23 protein-coding genes and 1 pseudogene are annotated in these 17,720 nt (G+C 66.9%); 11 read left to right on the top strand and 13 right to left on the bottom strand.

Going from position 1 to position 17,720, the window contains the following annotated elements; genetic code table 11:
* Window positions 1-78 precede the first annotated feature (78 nt).
* The 3 genes from N5E02_RS09955 to N5E02_RS09945 form a co-directional block, all read right to left on the bottom strand.
* On the bottom strand, window positions 79-1,374 hold the full coding sequence (locus tag N5E02_RS09955; protein WP_188241380.1) for a heme biosynthesis HemY N-terminal domain-containing protein: 1,296 nt from the start codon (window positions 1,372-1,374) through the stop codon (window positions 79-81).
* A 6-nt stretch (window positions 1,375-1,380) separates the two neighbouring features.
* Window positions 1,381-2,358, bottom strand: coding sequence for a uroporphyrinogen-III C-methyltransferase (locus tag N5E02_RS09950; protein ID WP_262219753.1), 978 nt, complete (start codon window positions 2,356-2,358; stop codon window positions 1,381-1,383).
* Window positions 2,359-2,463: 105 nt separating this feature from the next.
* Window positions 2,464-3,273, bottom strand: coding sequence for a uroporphyrinogen-III synthase (locus N5E02_RS09945; RefSeq protein ID WP_065195988.1), 810 nt, complete (start codon window positions 3,271-3,273; stop codon window positions 2,464-2,466).
* 35 nt (window positions 3,274-3,308) lie between these two features.
* Here N5E02_RS09945 and N5E02_RS09940 point away from each other — a divergent pair, with 35 nt between their 5' ends.
* The 5 genes from N5E02_RS09940 to N5E02_RS09920 all read left to right on the top strand — a co-directional run bounded on the left by N5E02_RS09940 (window position 3,309) and on the right by N5E02_RS09920 (window position 6,394).
* Window positions 3,309-3,776 (top strand): YiiD C-terminal domain-containing protein, encoded by a 468-nt coding sequence (locus N5E02_RS09940; RefSeq protein ID WP_005407593.1) that lies wholly within the window; start codon window positions 3,309-3,311, stop codon window positions 3,774-3,776.
* A gap of 32 nt (window positions 3,777-3,808) precedes the next feature.
* Entirely contained in the window at window positions 3,809-4,234 is a 426-nt protein-coding gene (locus N5E02_RS09935) for a hypothetical protein (protein ID WP_065195989.1), read from the top strand.
* Between the two features lie 57 nt (window positions 4,235-4,291).
* Window positions 4,292-4,729, top strand: a complete 438-nt coding sequence (locus N5E02_RS09930) for a rhodanese-like domain-containing protein (RefSeq protein ID WP_053497787.1) — start codon at window positions 4,292-4,294, stop codon at window positions 4,727-4,729.
* 100 nt (window positions 4,730-4,829) lie between these two features.
* Window positions 4,830-5,348 carry a protein-export chaperone SecB gene (gene secB / locus N5E02_RS09925; protein WP_005407596.1) on the top strand — a complete coding sequence of 173 codons (519 nt, stop codon included), beginning with the start codon at window positions 4,830-4,832 and terminating at the stop codon, window positions 5,346-5,348.
* A gap of 20 nt (window positions 5,349-5,368) precedes the next feature.
* Entirely contained in the window at window positions 5,369-6,394 is a 1,026-nt protein-coding gene (locus N5E02_RS09920; protein ID WP_065195990.1) for an NAD(P)H-dependent glycerol-3-phosphate dehydrogenase, read from the top strand.
* A gap of 143 nt (window positions 6,395-6,537) precedes the next feature.
* Here N5E02_RS09920 and N5E02_RS09915 read toward each other — a convergent pair whose 3' ends face one another.
* Window positions 6,538-6,993 (bottom strand): nuclear transport factor 2 family protein, encoded by a 456-nt coding sequence (locus N5E02_RS09915; RefSeq protein WP_139726586.1) that lies wholly within the window; start codon window positions 6,991-6,993, stop codon window positions 6,538-6,540.
* 136 nt (window positions 6,994-7,129) lie between these two features.
* On the opposite strand from N5E02_RS09915, the gene N5E02_RS09910 reads away from it, so the two are divergent.
* The gene (locus N5E02_RS09910; protein ID WP_065178710.1) at window positions 7,130-7,804 is read left to right on the top strand and encodes a hypothetical protein; all 675 of its coding nucleotides are present in this window, start codon (window positions 7,130-7,132) and stop codon (window positions 7,802-7,804) included.
* Window positions 7,805-7,817: 13 nt separating this feature from the next.
* On the opposite strand, the gene N5E02_RS09905 is transcribed toward N5E02_RS09910, so the two are convergent.
* From N5E02_RS09905 to N5E02_RS09885, 5 genes and pseudogenes are all read right to left on the bottom strand, one after another.
* On the bottom strand, window positions 7,818-8,192 hold the full coding sequence (locus N5E02_RS09905) for a hypothetical protein (protein WP_065178711.1): 375 nt from the start codon (window positions 8,190-8,192) through the stop codon (window positions 7,818-7,820).
* A 487-nt stretch (window positions 8,193-8,679) separates the two neighbouring features.
* Window positions 8,680-9,711, bottom strand: a complete 1,032-nt coding sequence (gene arsB / locus N5E02_RS09900) for an ACR3 family arsenite efflux transporter (protein ID WP_005420922.1) — start codon at window positions 9,709-9,711, stop codon at window positions 8,680-8,682.
* Window positions 9,712-9,724: 13 nt separating this feature from the next.
* Window positions 9,725-10,228, bottom strand: coding sequence for an arsenate reductase ArsC (locus N5E02_RS09895; RefSeq protein WP_235646199.1), 504 nt, complete (start codon window positions 10,226-10,228; stop codon window positions 9,725-9,727).
* Window positions 10,229-10,264: 36 nt separating this feature from the next.
* Window positions 10,265-10,684, bottom strand: a pseudogene (gene arsN2 / locus N5E02_RS09890) (arsenic resistance N-acetyltransferase ArsN2); the annotation flags it as partial.
* A gap of 1 nt (window position 10,685) precedes the next feature.
* Complete coding sequence (locus N5E02_RS09885; protein ID WP_139726588.1) at window positions 10,686-11,015, bottom strand: metalloregulator ArsR/SmtB family transcription factor; 330 nt, start codon at window positions 11,013-11,015, stop codon at window positions 10,686-10,688.
* 17 nt (window positions 11,016-11,032) lie between these two features.
* On the opposite strand from N5E02_RS09885, the gene arsH reads away from it, so the two are divergent.
* Entirely contained in the window at window positions 11,033-11,761 is a 729-nt protein-coding gene (gene arsH / locus N5E02_RS09880; RefSeq protein ID WP_065185559.1) for an arsenical resistance protein ArsH, read from the top strand.
* A 15-nt stretch (window positions 11,762-11,776) separates the two neighbouring features.
* Here the strand turns inward: arsH and N5E02_RS09875 are convergent, their stop codons facing one another.
* The 3 genes from N5E02_RS09875 to N5E02_RS09865 all read right to left on the bottom strand — a co-directional run bounded on the left by N5E02_RS09875 (window position 11,777) and on the right by N5E02_RS09865 (window position 14,102).
* Entirely contained in the window at window positions 11,777-12,463 is a 687-nt protein-coding gene (locus N5E02_RS09875) for a murein L,D-transpeptidase (RefSeq protein WP_139726589.1), read from the bottom strand.
* A gap of 158 nt (window positions 12,464-12,621) precedes the next feature.
* Entirely contained in the window at window positions 12,622-12,894 is a 273-nt protein-coding gene (locus N5E02_RS09870) for a hypothetical protein (RefSeq protein ID WP_005420910.1), read from the bottom strand.
* A 212-nt stretch (window positions 12,895-13,106) separates the two neighbouring features.
* Window positions 13,107-14,102 carry a DUF2268 domain-containing putative Zn-dependent protease gene (locus tag N5E02_RS09865; protein WP_235649692.1) on the bottom strand — a complete coding sequence of 332 codons (996 nt, stop codon included), beginning with the start codon at window positions 14,100-14,102 and terminating at the stop codon, window positions 13,107-13,109.
* Window positions 14,103-14,263: 161 nt separating this feature from the next.
* Between N5E02_RS09865 and N5E02_RS09860 the strand changes: the two genes are divergently transcribed.
* The 4 genes from N5E02_RS09860 to N5E02_RS09845 all read left to right on the top strand — a co-directional run bounded on the left by N5E02_RS09860 (window position 14,264) and on the right by N5E02_RS09845 (window position 17,086).
* Window positions 14,264-14,839: an Ax21 family protein gene (locus N5E02_RS09860; RefSeq protein WP_053497769.1), complete on the top strand. Its 576-nt coding sequence runs from the start codon at window positions 14,264-14,266 to the stop codon at window positions 14,837-14,839.
* Between the two features lie 182 nt (window positions 14,840-15,021).
* Entirely contained in the window at window positions 15,022-15,354 is a 333-nt protein-coding gene (gene yecR / locus N5E02_RS09855) for a YecR family lipoprotein (protein WP_065185560.1), read from the top strand.
* Window positions 15,355-15,608: 254 nt separating this feature from the next.
* Complete coding sequence (locus N5E02_RS09850; protein WP_139726591.1) at window positions 15,609-16,583, top strand: Dyp-type peroxidase; 975 nt, start codon at window positions 15,609-15,611, stop codon at window positions 16,581-16,583.
* Between the two features lie 86 nt (window positions 16,584-16,669).
* Window positions 16,670-17,086: a hypothetical protein gene (locus tag N5E02_RS09845; RefSeq protein ID WP_164093071.1), complete on the top strand. Its 417-nt coding sequence runs from the start codon at window positions 16,670-16,672 to the stop codon at window positions 17,084-17,086.
* 59 nt (window positions 17,087-17,145) lie between these two features.
* Here N5E02_RS09845 and pnuC read toward each other — a convergent pair whose 3' ends face one another.
* Entirely contained in the window at window positions 17,146-17,715 is a 570-nt protein-coding gene (gene pnuC / locus N5E02_RS09840) for a nicotinamide riboside transporter PnuC (protein ID WP_005420817.1), read from the bottom strand.
* Between the last annotated feature and the right edge of the window lie 5 nt (window positions 17,716-17,720).

Raw genomic sequence — 17,720 nt, 5'->3', positions numbered from 1 at the left:
CGTTTTTTTTGTTCGGATTGTTGCTCTGGTGGGTGCCAAATTCACCGGTGGATGCCGGCCAGCGGCCGGCACTACCCATCAGGGCAACCGCGGGTTGCCGAATTCGTCGCGCTCTTCGTTGGCGTCATACACCGGCGGCTGTGCAACGATGGGCTGCTCCTCCACCGTGGCGCGCAGCGGCGTCTCGGTGCCACGCACCAGTTCCACGCTGTCCTCGCCGCGCTGCAGGCGCAGCGCATTGGCCAGGCACTGCGCGGCCAGCGCGTGTTCGCCACGTTGCGCGAACACTTCACCCAGCGCTTCCCACGCCGGTGCACCGGCGCCCGCGGCAATGGCCTCGTGCAGGAACGCATCGGCGGCATCCCATTGCTGCTGGCCCAGGGCAACGCGGCCCTGTGCCAGGCGCAGCGCGGCCGAGCCGTCATGCACGTTGCGCCAGCGCGCCAGATTGGCCTGGCGGGTGGCCAGGCGCTCGGCGGGCAGGCGGCCATACAGCGCCACCAGATCGTCATTCCAACGCTGGTCCAGTGCCTGTTCCAGCGCCAGCAGCGCCGGCTCATCCCAGTCCAGCGCCACCGCACGGCTGGCATAGGCGCCCACCACGTCCGGGGTGGGGCGCAGTGCCTTCGGCGTGGCCTCCCACTGTGCGGCCAGCGCGTTGACGTCGGCCGCTTCCAGTAGCGCCTGTGCGGCCAGGCGTGCTTCCAGTTCGCTGTTCGCGTCGGCCGGCAGCACCTTGCTCTGGCGCAGCGCACCCAGCTGGCCATACGCTTCGTGGGCGCGGCCGGCCTGTGCCAGCGCTTCGGTACGCAGCCACAGGCCGCGCGGCGGCAGCGGCTGGATCGCCGCTACGTCCAGCGCATTGATCGCATCGACCGGCAGATCGCGCGCCAGCAGCTGTTCGGCGCGCAGCAGCGCCTGCAGGGTGGCGTCGCTTTCACCCAGGCGCTGCAGCAGCGCCTCTCCGGCGGGGCCGTCGGCGCGTGCCTGCGCGCTGCGCACGGCGGTGGCCAGTGCCACCGCGCTCACTTCCGGGTCCTTGGCGGCGCCGTCCAGCAGCTTCTCCGCACGCTGCCACTGGCCATGCTCGTAGGCCTGCAGGCCGTCGATCAGGCGCACCCGGCCCTGCTTGCGGCGGTAGCGGCCCCAGGCACGGAACGGTGCAGCGATCAGGCTCCACAGCAGCCACAGCACCAGCACCGTGATCACCGCCAGCAGCGCTACCTTCGGCAGGTTGCTGTGATAGTCGTAGCCGCCGTAGCGCAGGGTCACTTCGCCGAAGCGGTTCAGGTCATCGGCGCCGAGCCATTGCGCGGCGACCACGCCGATGGCCACGGCCAGCAACAGCACGACCAGGGATTGCAGGGGTTTCATGCGGGCTTACCTCCGGTCGGTCTGGGTGCGCAGTTGTTGCAGGGTGCTGCCAAGGACAGCGTCGTTGGCCTGCAGCGGCAGTTCGCGCAAGGCCTTCAGTTCAGCACGTTGCGCGCGCAGGGCCGGTGAATCCGGCCAGCGCCGCTGTGCCCACTGCTCCACGCGGTCCAATGCGGTGTTGCGGCCCGCGCTGTCGCCGCGCTCGATCGCGGCACGCGCCAAGGTCAGTTCCAGCTGCAGGGCATCGTCGGCGTTGCGCTGTTCGGCGGCAGTCAGTGGGCCGTTCTGGCGGCTCGGGGTGATGTCCACGAACGGTGCCAGCGTGGCCTGCCACCAGGGCTTGGCGGTGCTGCTGCCGGTCGTGCCGGTGATCTGCGAGGGCAGGCCCTGCAGCGCCCGGGCCACAGCATCCAGACGCTGCAGCGACTGCACGCGCGGGCCACTGCCGAGCGCATCCAGTGCCTCGCGCTCCTGCACCAGCGCCTGGCGCAGGTTCAGGCCGTCGGCGTCGGGCAGATCGGCCAGCGCGGTGGCGGCCTGTGCATACAGGCGGCGTGCGCCGTCCACGTCGTCGGCGTAGTTCAGACGCTGCGCAGCCTGGGTCAGCAGCAGCTCGGCCTCGTCGCGCTGCACCGCCTGGCGGCCCTGGTTGGCGCTGTCGGCCAGCTTGGCCAGGTTCTCTTCCAGCAAAGCGCTGCGCTGCGAGAGTCCCAGCATCTCGTCGCGCAGCACGCGGTTGGTGGTCGCCGCGTCCTGCAGGCGCTGGCTGGTCGCACGCTGGTCACGGCGCAGCGCATCCAGCGTGGCCTCCAGGCCCTTCAGCTGTACGGCGGTGGTCTGTGCCTGCGCTGCCTGTTCGTTCTGTTGCTGCTGCCAGACGTACCAGCCGGCATAGCCGCCCGCGCCGAGCACGACCACGGCGGCCAGCGGCAGCAGCCAGCGCACGGGTCGATGGGGTGGGGGTGCGGGCGGAGTATCGTTCATCAGGCTTCCTTGTCGGCAACGTCGCCGGTCGGGGTGCCGGCAGGCTGCGTTGTGCACAGCATCACCGTTGCCGACGGCAGCGGCAAGCGTGATCCACGTCCCTGTTCAGGTCGCTGCCGGGACGGTGAGCGTGGCGTGTGCAGCGGCCACCAGCTGCGCAGCGGTGGGGCCGGCGCTGCGTGTGATGCGCTGCAGGCCGAGCGCCTGCGCCTGTTCGCCGAGGCGGTCACTGGCAACCACCACGCGGGCAGACGCCCGCAGGCGCTGCTGCCCGGCCGGCGGAAGCTGTTGCCAGAAATGCTGCAGCGCTTCGCCACTGCTCACGGCCAGTACCCACGGCTGTGCTGAATGCGCCAATCGCGCCAGCGTTCGCGGGGGCAGTCGCAGCAGGCGACGCTTGTAGACGTCGGCACGTTCGATCGTGGCGCCCGCCGCCTGCAGCTGCGCGGCAATCAGGCCACGCCCGGCGGGCGCGGTCACCAGTCCGATGCGCAGGCCCTGTACGTCGGCCAGCACCGGCAGCGCCAGCAGGCCTTCACTGTCCATCCGCTGCGGCGCGTGCACCTCGGTGATGCCATGTGCCTGCAATGCGCGCGCAGTGCCTTCGCCCACGGTCAGCCACGGGCTGCGCTGCACGCCGGCCAGCGGCAGCAGGGACGCGGCTGCGGCAACGGCGGCCGGGCTGGTGAACACCACCCGGTCGCAGTTCAGCGCGCGTTGCAGCTGGCGCACCACAGCCGTGCCCTGCAGGCGCTGCAGGCGCCAGGGCGCCAGGGCCAGGACATTCCCGCCCAGCCCGGCAACGGCGCGGCGCAGCGCCACGTTCTGGCCCCGCGGGCGCAGCGAGATCAGGGTCCAGCGCGGGCCGGAACGGGTGGCGCCAGTGGGTATCGTATGGTCGACCATTGCCTGCATTATGCGGGCCCTTCGTTGTCGTGGTCGCTGCTCCGATGTCCGTTGATGCCCTGACTTCCTCGTTGGCCGCCCTGCAGGACGTGCTGGACTGCATGCCGGCGGTCCGCGCCATGCAGATCCAGCTCGACGGCTATGCCGATGGCGTGCTGCGCATCACCGCGCCGCTGGCGGCCAACGTCAACGACAAGGGCAACGCCTTCGGCGGCAGCCTGGCCTCGGTGCTGACCCTGTCCGGCTGGGCGCTGGTCAGCCTGCGCCTGCGCCTGGCCGGCCACGATGCCGAGGTCTATGTGGCCGACAGCAACCTGCGCTATCTGGCGCCGGTCTATGAGGACCTGCACGCCCACGCCGAAGCGGCCGAAGCCACCGGCTGGGACGCCTTCCTGAATACCTTCCGGCAGCGCCGCAAGGCCCGCATCAGCATCATCGCCACCCAGCCCGGTGCCGATGGCAAGCCCGCCGCCGAATTCAGCGGTCGCTTTGTTGCCTTCGCCAAAGGGTAGGATGGCAGGCTGACGTTCTGGGGAAACCACCGATGCGCCGCCTCATCCAGTTCCTGATGTATTCCCTGCTGCTGGTCAGCGCCGTGGCCTCGGCCGACGACCTCAGCCGCAAGCAGCGCAAGCTGCTGGAAGAGACCCAGGTCGCGTATGGCGCGACCATCCGCTGGGGCAGCATGGACGATGCCATCGGCTACCTCGACCCCAAGCTGCGCAAGGAAAAGCCGCCGACCGAGTTCGAGCTCAACCGATACGCGCAGCTGCGCGTGTCGTCCTATCGCGAGCGCAGCAGCGCCTCGCTGGACGGTGGCCTGGTCGAGCGCCGGGTCGAAATCGGGGTGATCAACCAGAACACCCAGGCCGAGCGCACCGTGGTCGTGGTCGAGCGCTGGCGCTGGGATCCGGAGGCCAAGCGCTGGTGGCAGACCGCCGGCCTGCCGGACCTGTGGAAGGGGCAGTGACGGGCCGCGTCCGGCTTGTGCGACAATCGGCGCCCGCTTAATCGACCCGTGACCTGAGTGAATTACGAAGAGTTGCTGGCCTTTGCAGGCCGAAACCCGATGCTGTCCGCGGCCCTGGTCGGCCTGACCGTGGCCATCATCGTCACCGAGATCCGCCGCCTGTTCCGGGGCTTCAAGGGCATCAAGCCCGCCGAACTGACCCAGCTGATGAACGCGGGCGGCACGGTGGTGGTCGACCTGTCGGCCAGCGGTGACTTCGAAAAGGGCCACATTGCCGGCAGCCGCAATGCCCAGGCCAGTGCCTTCGGCCCGGAAAACAAGCTGGTGGCCAATGCCAAGCAGTCGCCGGTGGTGCTGGTGTGCCGCAGCGGCAACGCTTCGGAAACCGCCGCCAAGGCGCTGAAGAAGGCCGGTTTCGAGAAGGTCTACGTGCTCGATGGCGGCATTCCCGCCTGGCAGCAGGCCGAACTGCCGCTGGTCAAGGGCCGCAACTGATTGCCGCAGGTGGCGGATCCGGCCTTGTCTGGGCCTGGTCCCGCCCCCATCGCAGTAGTTCGACCATCGTTTTCATTGCATTCACCTGGAGTTACTGGAAATGTCCGAAGAGATCACCAACGGCGCCGCTGCGCCGGTCGATGCCGCTACCGGCCCCGCTTTCACCGTCGAGAAGATCTACGTCAAGGACGTCTCCTTCGAGTCGCCGAACGCGCCGACCATCTTCAATGACCAGGTGCAGCCGGAGCTGCAGCTGAACCTGAACCAGCAGGTGCAGCGCCTGGGTGAGAACGCCTTCGAAGTCGTGCTGGCCGTGACCCTGACCTGCCAGGCCGGTGAGCGCACCGCCTACGTGGCCGAAGTGAAGCAGGCCGGCGTGTTCGGCCTGGTCGGCCTGGACCCGCAGTCGATCGACGTGCTGCTCGGCACCCAGTGCCCGAACATCCTGTTCCCGTACGTGCGCCAGCTGATCAGCGACCTGATCCAGGCCGGCGGCTTCCCGCCGTTCTTCCTGCAGCCGATCAACTTCGAAGGCCTGTACGCAGAAACCCTGCGCCAGCGCCAGGAGCAGGGCGACGCACCGTCGCTGGCTGACTCCGAGCCGGCCGGCAACGCCTGATTCCTGCCGCGACGTCACGGATGAGCACTCCCGCTGACAAGATCGCCGTGCTCGGCGCCGGTTCCTGGGGAACCGCGCTGGCCAGCCTGCTCGCACGGCACGGTCACCCGACCGTGCTGTGGGGGCGCGACGCGGCCGTGGTCGAGGCCATCGACCAGCGCCACGAGAACCCGCGCTACCTGCCGGGCATCCCGCTGCCGGACAGCCTGCGTGCCACCACCGATCTGGCGTCGGCGGTGCAGGGCGCGGCCTGGATCCTGGTGGTGACGCCGTCGCACGCGTTCGGCGAGACCGTGCGTGCGCTGGCGCCGCTGCGACCGGCCGGTGCCGGCGTGGCCTGGGCCACCAAGGGCTTCGAACCCGGTTCGGGCCGTTTCCTGCATGAAGTGGCGCGCGAAGTGCTGGGTGAGGATGTGCCGCTGGCCGTCGTCACCGGGCCGTCGTTCGCCAAGGAAGTCACGCAGGGCCTGCCGACCGCGATCACCGTGCACGGCGACGTGCCCGAGTTCGCGCAGACGGTGGCCGAGGCGATGCATGGCCCGGCGTTCCGCGCCTACACCGGCGACGACATGGTCGGTGCCGAGCTGGGCGGCGCGATGAAGAACGTGCTGGCGGTGGCCACCGGCGTGGCCGATGGCATGCAGTTGGGCCTCAACGCCCGTGCCGGCCTGATCACCCGCGGCCTCAACGAAATGCTGCGCCTGGCCGCTGCGATCGGCGCCAAGCCGGAAACGCTGATGGGCCTGGCCGGCCTGGGCGATCTGGTGCTGACCTGCACCGGCGACCTGTCGCGCAACCGCCGCCTGGGCCTGGCCCTGGGCCGCGGCCAGACGCTGCAGGATGCCGTGCGCGAGATCGGTCAGGTGGTCGAGTCGGTGCAAACCGCCGACGAAGTGATGCGACAGGCACGCCGCCATGGCATCGACCTGCCGATCTCCGACGGTGTGCGTGCCGTGCTGCATGGCGAGCAGACCCCGGAAGAAGGCTTGCGCGCACTGCTGGCGCGGGAACAGAAACCGGAGTATCCGGACACGCTGTTCAAGTGAATCGAAAAACCCCGGCCAGGTGCCGGGGTTTTTTCTTGTGCGCCTCATCCACGCATGGCGTGGATCCAGGACGGAACCCGCTTCTGGTAGCGGCCAACCTTGGTTGGCGCCCAGTAGCGCCGGGCCATGCCCTGCGGAATCCCTCACCGCGCCGGCGGCGGCGCGTTGCTGTTGTCCATGTCCGAAAAGATCAGCCAAGGCCCATCACGCTCACGCTTCAGCGTGAGCGTGAACTTGCCGGTATCGCCCACGTTGTTGCCGTAGCTGTACGCACCGACGATGTAACCCGTGTTCCCCTCCACCGCATATGCCAAGGCACGCAACCGCAACGGACTGCCGCCCTGTCCGGCATATGCAGCCTCGATCGCAGTGCGCCCGCGCACGGGTGGCTGGTTGCTCTGCAGCACAAAGCCATCCTCGGCGAAGAGCGCAGCCAGTGCCCTGGCATCACCCCCGCGCCACGCCTGCTCGTAGTTGCGCAGCACACGGTCCAGCGGTGCGGGCAGGGCTGCGTCCGGGAGAGGCTGCGCAGGCTCCGCGCCTTCTGCATCGTGGACATTTGCCGGCGATGCCATCAGCAGGGCACTGCAGAAGATCATGGCGAGTCGTGTGCGGCGCATGCGTCCAGGCCCTGGCGATGATGGGAAGACTTCAGACGCATCCTAGCGCGCCGCTGGTTAGAATCACGCGGCCGCCGATTCGGTGGATGCAGCGCAGATCAGACAAGGACACGCGATGAAGACGCGAATCACAGGGATGGCGATGATGGCCGCGCTGCTGGCAGCCTGCGGACAGGCACCGGAGAAGACTGGCGAGGCCGCGCCTGCTGCGGCGCCAGCACCAACCACCGAAGCTCTGGCCGCCACGGCCACGGTGGTCGAGAAGGAACCGTCCATCGAAGACAGCGTGGATCCCGCGGTGTGGGACAACGAAGGTGAACCGGAAGACCCCAGTGCCGGCGGCGAACAGACCTGTGCGGACAATCCGCTGGCGACCCACTTCTTCACCCTGGTCGGCGGCAGTACCGTGGACGACTGCGGCCGCAAGGACCCGAAGGTGCTGGCGGCCTTCAACAGCCTGATGAAGGGTACTTCGGCAGCCGAATCCAGCGACAAGGAGATTCCCTCGCTGCGCCAACGCCTGTTGAGCGGACCCAGTGGGCCCGGCGAGCTGCTGGTGCTGCAAGGCGAGCCATGGTGGTTCTACACCGCTTGCCAGGCCCACGACTGCCCCGGCACCGCGTTGGCGATGCTGTATTCGCCGACGGAAGCGAAGATGGTCGGCCGTCTTACCGCGCGCTGCCGTGTGTGGTGGCTGGGCGAGCCGACGGCGGAACAACGTGAGCAGATCGAACAGCGCCAGCCACTGCAGGATGCCGCGTTGAAGGAAGACAGCGCGCTCTGCGAGTGATGTGGCGCCGGCGTCACCCGTCCGGCTGCATGCGCGCGCTGGCCTGTGCGTTCATCGTCAGGCACGCCATGATCAGCCCTTCCATCACCCGGTCGCCCACGTACTCGGCCTCCGCGCCGTTCTGACGCACGCGCTCGGCCGCCAGCAGCAGCTCCAACGTCACGCGTTGGCCGGCCAGTGCACAGTCCGCATCGGCCAGCGCCATGCAACGGCCCGGCATCTGGTGACGCTCCGGCCAGGGTTGGCCATCGGCGGCCGCGCCTTTGCCGATGCGGTGAAGCGTGGCGATGAAGGCGTTCGGGTCGGTCGCAGCCGCGTGCTTTGAGGGCTCACCGCCAGTGGCGGACGAGCGATGCGGATGCAGGCGGGGGAAGTCCGGTGAGGTCATGGCAGTGCTCCGTGCAGGACAGACGGTAGCCGCCACGCAAAGGTGGCGGGCGGAGACGTGGCTCGAAAACCGGGAGATCACGAACAAGACCGGCAGGCGCAAGGCCTCCACGCTCCGCCCGCCATAGCCGGCAGACGGAATGCCAGCCGGCGCCACGCGGGGTGACGCCGGCTGGCAAGCGCAAACAACGTTCGTGATCTGACGGGTTTTCGAGGCCCGGCCACCCATCTTCCGGTGGCCCGCCATCTGTACCGCTGTCGCTGCGCAACGCCAATCAGACGAGTTGCAAACAGCGTTTGATCGAAGACGCTTTCAGCATTCTTGCACGCTGTTAAGCCGTCGCGGACGCAGGTGCCGCAACGTCCGTAGCAGCATGGAGAATATGCGACATGATTCGAACTTGATGACAGGGATGTGGGTACCCCACCAGGCCGATGACGACAGTGCGCAGCGAAGAACGTAAATCGAACTCGCCCCACTCTGGTTGTCAGCGCTCTTCGGGTCCTTCGTACCAAGCCTGAGTACGGTTCACGATCCGCACCACGGACAGCATGACCGGTACCTCGATCAGCACACCCACCACGGTGGCCAGCGCCGCTCCCGAGTGCACGCCGAACAGTCCCACCGCTGTGGCCACAGCCAGTTCGAAGAAGTTGCTCGCACCAATCAGCGCTGACGGGCCGGCCACGCAATGCGCCACGCCCAGACGGCGGTTCAGAAGGTAGGCCAGGCCCGAAGTGAAATAGACCTGGATCAGGATCGGCACCGCAATCAGCGCGATCACCAGCGGTTGCTTCACGATCTGCTGGCCCTGGAACCCGAACAGCAGCACCAGCGTCAGCAGCAGGGCGGACAGCGACAGCGGGCCCAGCCGTCGAAGCGCACGCTGCAGCCCCGTCTCACCGCTGCGCGAAAGGATCCAGCGCCGCAGCAACGCGGCCACCAGCACGGGCACCACGATGTAGAGGCCAACCGACAACAGCAGGGTGTCCCACGGCACGCTGATCGCCGACAGGCCCAGCAGCAGCGCAACCACCGGCGCGTAGGCAACCACCATGATCGCGTCGTTCAACGCCACCTGGCTCAGGGTGAAGTTGGCATCACCGCGGCACAGGTTGCTCCACACGAACACCATGGCGGTGCAGGGCGCGGCCGCCAGCAGGATCAGCCCGGCGATGTAGCTGTCGATCTGTGCTGCAGGCAACCAGTCCGCGAAGGCATGGCGCAGGAACAGCCAGCCCAGCAGCGCCATCGAGAACGGCTTCACGGCCCAGTTGATGAACAGCGTCACGCCGATGCCCTTCCAGTGCTGCTGCAACTGGCGCATCGCAGTGAAGTCGACCTTCAGCAGCATCGGGATGATCATCAGCCAGATCAGCACCGCAACCGGCAGGTTGACTTTGGCCACTTCGGCGGAGGCCAGCACCGCGAAGGCATCGGGCAGGACGTGGCCCAGCAGCGTGCCCATCGCAATGCACAGCACAACCCACAGCGTCAGGTGTCGCTCGAACAGGCTCATGGCAGTGGCACCGTCATTGTGCGCCGTCGGTCGGCAGCAGCTGGCCGATCCGGTCCAGCGCGTGCTGCAGCGCTTCGCGTTCGGACCACACCGATTCGGGCAGTGCGAGCAGCGCACGCAGGCGCGTTTTCACGATGGCATGGGCCAGTGCGAAGGCCGCGGCCTTGTCGGCATCGCTGCCTGCCACGGCGGCGGGATCGGGCAGGCCCCAGTGGCTGCGGATGAAGTCACCGAACACCACAGGGCAGGCTTCGGCAGCGGCCGCGTCACACACGGTGATCACCAGATCCATCGGGGCCGCATCTACGAACTCATCCCACGACTTGCTGCGCAGCCCTTCAATGGGCATTCCTTCGGCCTGCAACTGGGCGAGCGCGAAGGGATTGATCTGGCCAGTGGGCTGGCTGCCCGCACTGAAAGCCCTGAAGCGATCGCCGCCCCAGGCGCGCAGGGTGGCTTCAGCCAGCACGCTGCGCGCGCTGTTGCCGGTGCAGAGGAACAGGACATTGCGGGTCATGTGGCTTCCGTGGTCAGTGAGTGGCTTGGACATGCAAAGCGCGCTTGCCGGGCAGAGACTAGTGAACTCGGCAGAGCTGCGGATCGCCTCGGCTATCTGCGCGCGATCGCATCCGGCATAGCCGTGCCGCGCGAACCATGGGCCTGCCGACGTTGTCAGCAGCACCAGTTCCCTGACCTGCATGCGGCGGGCCATGTCCTCGGCCGCTGACAGCAACGCGCGCCCAAGGCCGGTATTGCGTCGGTCGTCGGACACCACCAGCGAGCGAAGCAGGGCCGACGCGCCGAAGATCTGCAATCCAACGGCACCCACGGGAACGCCGTCGAGGTCTGCGACGAGAAACGCCACCTCGCTGCTTTCCAGATCGGCCACGGGCAACTGCGCCTGCTGCAGAAGGTCACGGATGGAGCACAGGTCGTCGCGCGTGCCTGCACGAATCACCGGGTCGGGTTTCATCTCAGCACCTGCATGCCGGTTCGCTCACCGTGCACCGCTCATCCGGGGAGCCCGCGCAGCAGTTGTGCGTCAGGTACTGGACCAAGCCGTTCATCGCATCGAAGTTGGCGCGGTAGCAGACGTGGCGGCCTTGGCTTTCGCTCTCCACCAGCCCGGCCTGCACCAGCTCCTTCAGGTGGAAGCTGAGCGTGGCTGGGGGTACCTGCAGGGCCGTGGCGATGTCGCCCGCCATGCGCCCTGCCGGGCCCGCCTCCACCAGCAGTCGGAAGGCAGCCAGGCGGGTGGCATGGCCGAGGGCGGTCAGGGCGGTGATTGCATTAGATGTTTCCATATTTCTAGAATAGTCGAATGAATGAGCCAATCACAAGCCTGGACCTGCCCAACCTGCTGGAATCGTCATTGCCCCAGCCCAATCATCACCAGCTCGCCGCGGCAGATCTGGGGCCGCCACGCATTCTCCTGCTCTACGGCTCGCTGCGGCCCCAGTCGTTCAGCCGCAAGCTTGCGCTGGAAGCCGAGCGGCTGCTGCGCCACCTGGGGTGCGAAACCCGGGTGTTCGATCCGCATGCGCTGCCGATGCTGGACAGCGTGGACAGGAATCACCCCGAAGTGCAGCGACTGCGCGAATGGTCACAGTGGTCGGAAGGGCAGGTCTGGGTCAGCCCCGAGCGGCATGGCACGGTCACCGGCGTGTTCAAGAACCAGATCGACTGGTTGCCGCTGGAAGATGGCAGCGTGCGGCCCACGCAGGGCAGGACGCTGGCGGTGATGCAGGTGAGCGGCGGCTCGCAGTCGTTCAATACCGTCAACACGTTGCGCGTGCTCGGCCGCTGGATGCGCATGCTGACCATCCCCAACCAGTCGTCGGTGGCCAAGGCCTGGCAGGAATTCGATGACGACGGCCGGATGAAACCCTCGCCGTACTACGATCGGGTGGTGGACGTGATGGAAGAACTGGTGAAGTTCACGCTGCTGACGCGGGGCCGGTCGGACTACCTGGTGGACCGCTACAGCGAGCGGAAGGGCGACGCGCACGCCGCGGCCTTGGCGCGGGCTGCAGGGGCGACGGCTTCCTGAGTTCCAGCACGCGCGCTACCTGCTCGCGCGCTGCGCGCCCTTGCTGTTCTCGTCCTTTGCATCGCCACGGCTCTGCGCGAACGCCGGGAACGTCTTCGCGATCGAATCCTTGTCCGGCAGGATGTAGAACACACCGCCCTTCTGGAACGTGGATTGCACGATCTGTTCGTAGAAGCCGGGCGAAACGTTGATGCAGCCGTGGGTGACGCGGTTGTCGTCCGGCGTCGGCGTCGCCAGTCGTTCGGCGCGCTTTTCCTTCGGGCTGCCCGGTGGCAGCGGATGCATCGAGACGGCGGAATCGTAGTCCACCCACAGCACGCGCCCGGCATCGTCGGAGGGGCCATAGGCGCCAATGAAGCGGCCCGCAGGCGTGGTGCGGTCGTGGCCGGGAATCGCGCTCAGAGCAAGCTTGGCGACGCCCGGTGCGGAATGATCGCCGATGGCCGAACCGAACAGTGCCGGCGCGGCGCCGCGCAGCTTGCCGTCGCCGCCGAAGACCAGGACCTGCGCGGCGGCCTTGTCCATGATCGCGAACGGATAACCCTGATTGTCCTTGCTGGCGACCACCCAGCCGGCCAGCTCGATCACTGTTTCGGAGACGCTCTGGTCGGGCGGAAGTTCATCAACGGCGGCCGCCTGTGGTGCGGGTGCGTCCTTGTCCCTGGCGTTGGCTACGCCGCTGCATGCAACGGCCAGTGCCACGGCCAGAGTGGCGTGCAGGGCGCGGTGTGCAGGGGAGGAGGAGGTACGAATGAGACGGCTCCTGGCAATGCAGATCTGAGGTGGAAGGACGCCAGTGGCCGGCGAGGGCCACTGGTTCCCGATACACAGGTGGATCAATTCAAACAGTGAGGGAGCGATCAGCCGCGCGGCTTGCGTCCGACGGGTGCCCTTTCAAGCTGCTGCACGCGGCCTTCGATCTGGTCCAGGCGCTGGTTGGCCTGCTGTGCCGACTGGTTGGCGGACTCGGCACTCTGTGCAGCGCCCTGCACCTTTACATCGAGCTGATCGAGGCGCGAGTTGATGGTTGCGAACTCGTCCTTGTAGGTGGCACAAGCGCCAAGGCTCACGGTGGCGATGAGCGCGACAGCAAGTGCGCGGGCCGTCTTCATGTGTTGCGGGTTCAGGTTCATTGCACTCCCTCCTTCGTCTGGGGAAGCTGGAATATAGCGGCGTTTGTTCCCCACGCTGACAAGCGCTTTCAGCTGAAGTTGGAAGACGTGGAAGGGTTGTGAAATATGTTCGTCAGCGAAGCTTAACGAGTGAGATCAGGCGAGCTGATGTGCGCAGAGGCGACGGCCTTGCGGTTGCTCGAATCGCCCAATTCATCAGCCTGAAGACGGCCTCATTCTTTCCCGTTTTCCACTGGCCCACACGTCGGGCGCCATTCACTTGCGGCGAACAATGCCGGCGCACTATCCGGGCGCACCTCCAGCAGCGTGGCGACGGCACCGGCTTTGTCATCGGTGCGGGCAACGTAGTCAGCGGCAATGCGGTAGCCGATCCAGTAACCAAGATCGCCGCGGCGCGTTTCGTCGCCCGCTCCGTTGTAGAGCCATTGCGACAGATCAGTACCGGCGCTGTCCCGGGCGAACTGGCGTTCCAGGGCGCATTCGCGGCCCTGCGTCCAACGACGCAGATGCGCGTTGGCCGGTTGCCCCGAGATCAGTTCGCCCACGTACTCGGCGCCTCCTTCCAGCAGCGTCTGATAGAGCAGGGTCGGTTGCGCGACATCGACGCTCGCACCGGGCTGCTGCACGTGCACGTACTCATGGGCGATCAGGTGCACGAAACGATCGCCGATGTCGGGCTGCATCCAGTCGGCGTTGCACAGCGCCTCCAGTCCGATCACCACGCCGTCGGGCGTGGTGACACCGCCGCTGTTTCCCCGACCGACCAGCACGGTGACCGGCGGAAAACGTGCGGAGGGAAGCAGCGTGCCCAACCGATCGAGTGCCTTGGCAACCCGCTCGCGGATCTCCGGCAGCGCCGTCGCACAGGTACGGGCTTTGGCAAACAGCGCAGGTTTGTGCTGGATCGCATCTGCAAGACGATCCATCGAGCCGATACGGCTGTCAGTGAAGCTGCGTAGTGCATCCGTACCCGCATGCAGATAGCCGCGCTGCAGATCGTCGGCACTTGGCTTCCCTCCGCTTGCATCCAGCACGCTGAAGAAGCGCGCGACATCGTCGGTCTGAATCACGATGCGCCCGGAAGGGCGGGTACGCTCGGCTGCGTTGGCTACCTGCAGCATCATCGGCAGGGCGAAGAGCAGCAAAGCCCGCACTGTGCGCCGGGCATGAAGCGGAAACAGCAGTGACGCGATGGATGCATGCGGCATGAGGAGTTCCCTGAACGCCAGCCTTATTTATACACCAGTCAGTTCAATATTCAGGGTCGATTAGACCCCCTAACGGATAATTCACACCTGTCGACCGCCTCCTCTCTCTCCCCCTCCCGGGAGGCGGCCGACGAAACCAAAATAATTAAAGGTGTGTCCCGATGAACAAGAATTCGCTGCTCGCCCTGGGTCTTCTGGCTGCCCTGCCGTTCGCTGCATCGGCAACCGATGGCCTGTCGTACAACTACGTTGAAGGCGGCTATGTGAACACCGATGCCAAGGGCGGCGACGCCGATGGCTGGAAGGTGAAGGGTTCCGTGGCGGTGCACCCGAACTTCCACATCTTCGGCGACTACAGCGCGCAGGAGACCGACAAGTTCAAGAACGACGTCGACCAGTGGCGCATCGGTGCCGGCTACAACTACGGCATCGCACCGAACACCGACCTGGTGGCGCGTGTCGCGTACCAGAAGTTCGACATGAAGCACGGCCTGGACTTCAACGGCTACTCGACCGAAGTCGGCGTGCGTACCGCGTTCAACCCGTACGTGGAAGGCTACGTGATGGCCGGCTACGAGGACTACGCCAAGAAGCACGGTATCAACCCGGACGGCGAGTTCTACGGCCGCGTCGGCGCCACCGCCAAGTTCAACCAGAACTGGGGCCTGAGTGGCGAAGTGAAGCTGGCCAAGGCCGGCGACCGCGAGTGGTTCGTGGGCCCGCGCTTCACCTGGTAACAAACGCCTGTCGTTAGAGCGTGTTGTGCTGGCGTGTGACTCTCTCTCTCTCCCACACGCCAACCGAAGCCCGGCCTCGCGCCGGGCTTCTTCTTTTCTGTGCATCCGGTAGAGTGCAGGGCCGCAGGGCGGTCCTGCAGAGCCTGGCGCGGCGGATTCCAGCGCAATCACGATCAAGGGACATGATGAAGATGAAGGCGATCACTGCTGTGGCAGCACTGCTGCTGCTGGGAACGGCGCAGGCGCGTTCGAGCGCCGAGTGGAATCTGAAAGGCGCCAACCGTTCGGAAGGCCGGGTTGTGCTGACCCTGGTGAGCAAGACGCCCGAACTGACACCAGCCAACCGGCAGGCGGCCGAACAGACCGCAACGCGCCAGTGTGCAACCTGGGGCCTTCCCGCTGCCGAACTGAACGGTGAGATCGAGCGTGCGTGCGATGGGCGCAGCCGTTTCGGCAAGTGCAAGCGGTGGCAGTTCACCATGCCCTTGCAGTGCAGTGCCGCGGTTTCACAGTGACGTCGTGTCGTTTGCCGCAGGGCATGGGGGTGCCCCGGCGAGGTGTTCGACTGGCTGCGCGAACGCGGTCTGCCAAGCGGTCGCTGCCAGCGTATCGCCCGGAGTGGGCCGCAGCAGTTCCATGTAGCGCAGGAATGCACGGTACTGCGCGCAGGACGGAACGAGAACTGCTCCGTCGCCGGTCAGGCGGTTCCGCTATGATCCCGGCACGTCGCCATTGACGATGCACCCGCCTCAAGCCAGCAGGAACTGCCGTGAACACCCAGCCCGCCCAGATCACCGCTCTCAATCACACGCCCGACAACGAGCCGCAGCAGATCACCGCGCCACTCACCCATTCGGCGGCGTTCCTGGTGCTGAAGGTGAAGGACGACGTGGCGTCGATCGCCAAGGCGCGCGAGGTGCTGGCCAGCACTGATGATCTGATCAAGAACACCGCCATCCGCGAGATCGAGCGCACTTTCACCTGCAACGTGGCCATCGGCCATCGCGTGTGGCAGCCGCTGGTGGGCTCCACGCCGCCACGCGAGCTGAAGCCGTTCCGCGAGATCAAGGGCGCGACCCACACCGCTGTGTCCACGCCCGGTGACCTGCTGTACCACATCCGCGCACGCACCATGGACCTGATCGTGGCGTTCGAGCGCAACCTGCTGATGGCCTTCGGTGATGCGGTCGAGGCGGTCGATGACGTGGCCGGCTTCCGCTACTTCGATGGCCGCGACCTGCTCGACTTCGTCGATGGCACCGCCAACCCGGAAGGACTGTCGCTGCCGGAAGCCACCATTGTTGGCGATGAAGACCCGGAGCATGCCGGTGGCAGCTACGTGGTGGTGCAGAAGTACCTGCACAACCTCGATGCCTGGCGCGCGCAGAAGACCGAGGCGCAGGAGGCGATCATCGGACGCACCAAGCACGACAACATCGAGCTGGATGATGCGCCGGCCGATGCGCAGAAATCGCACAAGACGCTGTGCACCATCGAAGACGCTGACGGCGAGCACGAGATCCTGCGTGACAACATGCCGTTCGCCAACCCGGGCCGTGGCGAGTACGGCACCTACTTCATCGGCTACACGCGCCGCCTGTGGGTGATCGAGAAGATGCTCGAGCGCATGTTCATCGGCAATCCCGCGCCGCTGCACGACCGCATCCTCGACTTCTCCACCGCCACCACCGGCGTGACCTTCTTCGCGCCGTCGCGCAAGGTGCTGGCCGACCTGGGCGAGTGATCGCGCCGGGCCATCACGGCCCGCCATCTGCCTGTCATCTATGGCGCCGACCATGGCGCGCTGGATGGGAGTGCAGGAGGCTGGCGATGGTCATGGCAGGGAACAGGACCGGCGTACGCCGCTGGTGGCGGCCACTTGCCGCGTTGTTCGGGGCATTGGCACTGGGGAGTGCCAGCGTTTCCGCGCAGGAGGCTCCCGCACACTGGATGGCCTACGCCACCACCGTGGGTGGCCAACTGCAGCAGCGCCTGCAGCAGGAGCAGGACCCGCAGGCGCAGCGCGTGCTGGAATGGCTGCAGGCACATCCGGACACACCGACGCCGCTACCGGTAAGCCTGTGGATCGCCGCGGACGGCCGCATTTCGAAACTGGAATTCGACAGCCTGGGTGATGCCCAGGTCGATGCCGACCTGCGCGCGACGCTGCAGGCTGCGCCGTTGCAGGCGGCCCCACCGGCCGACATGCGCCAGCCGCTGCGTCTGGGTTTGGCCCTGAGCCCGTAGATCCACGCCATGCGTGGATGGCGCGCCGATTGCCCGCAACAGCCACGCATGGCGTGGCTCTACTGCGTTGCCACCTGCGGCTCGCGCGCGGCCGCGCTCCATGCGCGCAGGCCGAACACGGCCAGGCCGAGGAAGAACACGTACAGCGCGGCGGTCACATGCAGCGACTTGAACAGGTACGCACCCACATAGACCACGTCCACGGCGATCCATACCCACCAGCAGGCGACGTGGCGGCGTGCCTGCCACCACTGGCCGACCAGGCTCAGTGCGGTCAGCATCGCGTCCAGCCACGGCAGCGCGGCATCGGTGAAGGTGTGCATCCCGGCGCCCAGCATCACGCCGCCGCACAGGCCGATGGCCAGGTCACGCAAGAGCTTGCCGCGCGCCAGCGGCACGATGCGGATGCTGCCCTCATCGGCGGCGTGCTGGCGCCAGTTGAGCCAGCCATAGACCAGGAAGCCACCGAAGGCGACCTGCAGCAGGGTGTCCGAGTACAGCTTGGCCTCGGCGAACACCAGGCCATACAGCGTGACCGACAGCAGGCCCACCGGCCATGCAGACAACCGGCGGCGGGCCATCAGCCAGACGCCGAGGATGCTGCACAGCGCGGCGCTCCACTCGAGCATCACGC

The sequence above is a fragment of the Stenotrophomonas sp. GD03777 genome (assembly GCF_029842485.1).
GTDB lineage: Bacteria > Pseudomonadota > Gammaproteobacteria > Xanthomonadales > Xanthomonadaceae > Stenotrophomonas > Stenotrophomonas sepilia.
The sequence above is the reverse complement of the archived record's forward strand: the minus strand, read 5'-3'. Positions and strand labels throughout refer to the sequence as shown.

Excerpts from the sequence above, each read along its gene's own strand:
- N5E02_RS09845 (WP_164093071.1), top strand. The coding sequence starts at position 16,670 with ATGGTCATGGCAGGGAACAGGACCGGCGTACGCCGCTGGTGGCGGCCA.
- arsB (WP_005420922.1), bottom strand. The coding sequence starts at position 9,711 with ATGAGCCTGTTCGAGCGACACCTGACGCTGTGGGTTGTGCTGTGCATT.
- N5E02_RS09950 (WP_262219753.1), bottom strand. The coding sequence starts at position 2,358 with ATGAACGATACTCCGCCCGCACCCCCACCCCATCGACCCGTGCGCTGG.
- secB (WP_005407596.1), top strand. The coding sequence starts at position 4,830 with ATGTCCGAAGAGATCACCAACGGCGCCGCTGCGCCGGTCGATGCCGCT.
- yecR (WP_065185560.1), top strand. The coding sequence starts at position 15,022 with ATGATGAAGATGAAGGCGATCACTGCTGTGGCAGCACTGCTGCTGCTG.
- N5E02_RS09910 (WP_065178710.1), top strand. The coding sequence starts at position 7,130 with ATGAAGACGCGAATCACAGGGATGGCGATGATGGCCGCGCTGCTGGCA.
- N5E02_RS09935 (WP_065195989.1), top strand. The coding sequence starts at position 3,809 with ATGCGCCGCCTCATCCAGTTCCTGATGTATTCCCTGCTGCTGGTCAGC.
- N5E02_RS09895 (WP_235646199.1), bottom strand. The coding sequence starts at position 10,228 with ATGACCCGCAATGTCCTGTTCCTCTGCACCGGCAACAGCGCGCGCAGC.
- N5E02_RS09885 (WP_139726588.1), bottom strand. The coding sequence starts at position 11,015 with ATGGAAACATCTAATGCAATCACCGCCCTGACCGCCCTCGGCCATGCC.
- pnuC (WP_005420817.1), bottom strand. The coding sequence starts at position 17,715 with ATGCTCGAGTGGAGCGCCGCGCTGTGCAGCATCCTCGGCGTCTGGCTG.
- N5E02_RS09920 (WP_065195990.1), top strand. The coding sequence starts at position 5,369 with ATGAGCACTCCCGCTGACAAGATCGCCGTGCTCGGCGCCGGTTCCTGG.
- N5E02_RS09905 (WP_065178711.1), bottom strand. The coding sequence starts at position 8,192 with ATGACCTCACCGGACTTCCCCCGCCTGCATCCGCATCGCTCGTCCGCC.
- N5E02_RS09870 (WP_005420910.1), bottom strand. The coding sequence starts at position 12,894 with ATGAACCTGAACCCGCAACACATGAAGACGGCCCGCGCACTTGCTGTC.
- arsH (WP_065185559.1), top strand. The coding sequence starts at position 11,033 with ATGAATGAGCCAATCACAAGCCTGGACCTGCCCAACCTGCTGGAATCG.
- N5E02_RS09915 (WP_139726586.1), bottom strand. The coding sequence starts at position 6,993 with ATGATCTTCTGCAGTGCCCTGCTGATGGCATCGCCGGCAAATGTCCAC.
- N5E02_RS09955 (WP_188241380.1), bottom strand. The coding sequence starts at position 1,374 with ATGAAACCCCTGCAATCCCTGGTCGTGCTGTTGCTGGCCGTGGCCATC.
- N5E02_RS09860 (WP_053497769.1), top strand. The coding sequence starts at position 14,264 with ATGAACAAGAATTCGCTGCTCGCCCTGGGTCTTCTGGCTGCCCTGCCG.
- N5E02_RS09940 (WP_005407593.1), top strand. The coding sequence starts at position 3,309 with ATGTCCGTTGATGCCCTGACTTCCTCGTTGGCCGCCCTGCAGGACGTG.
- N5E02_RS09865 (WP_235649692.1), bottom strand. The coding sequence starts at position 14,102 with ATGCCGCATGCATCCATCGCGTCACTGCTGTTTCCGCTTCATGCCCGG.
- N5E02_RS09945 (WP_065195988.1), bottom strand. The coding sequence starts at position 3,273 with ATGCAGGCAATGGTCGACCATACGATACCCACTGGCGCCACCCGTTCC.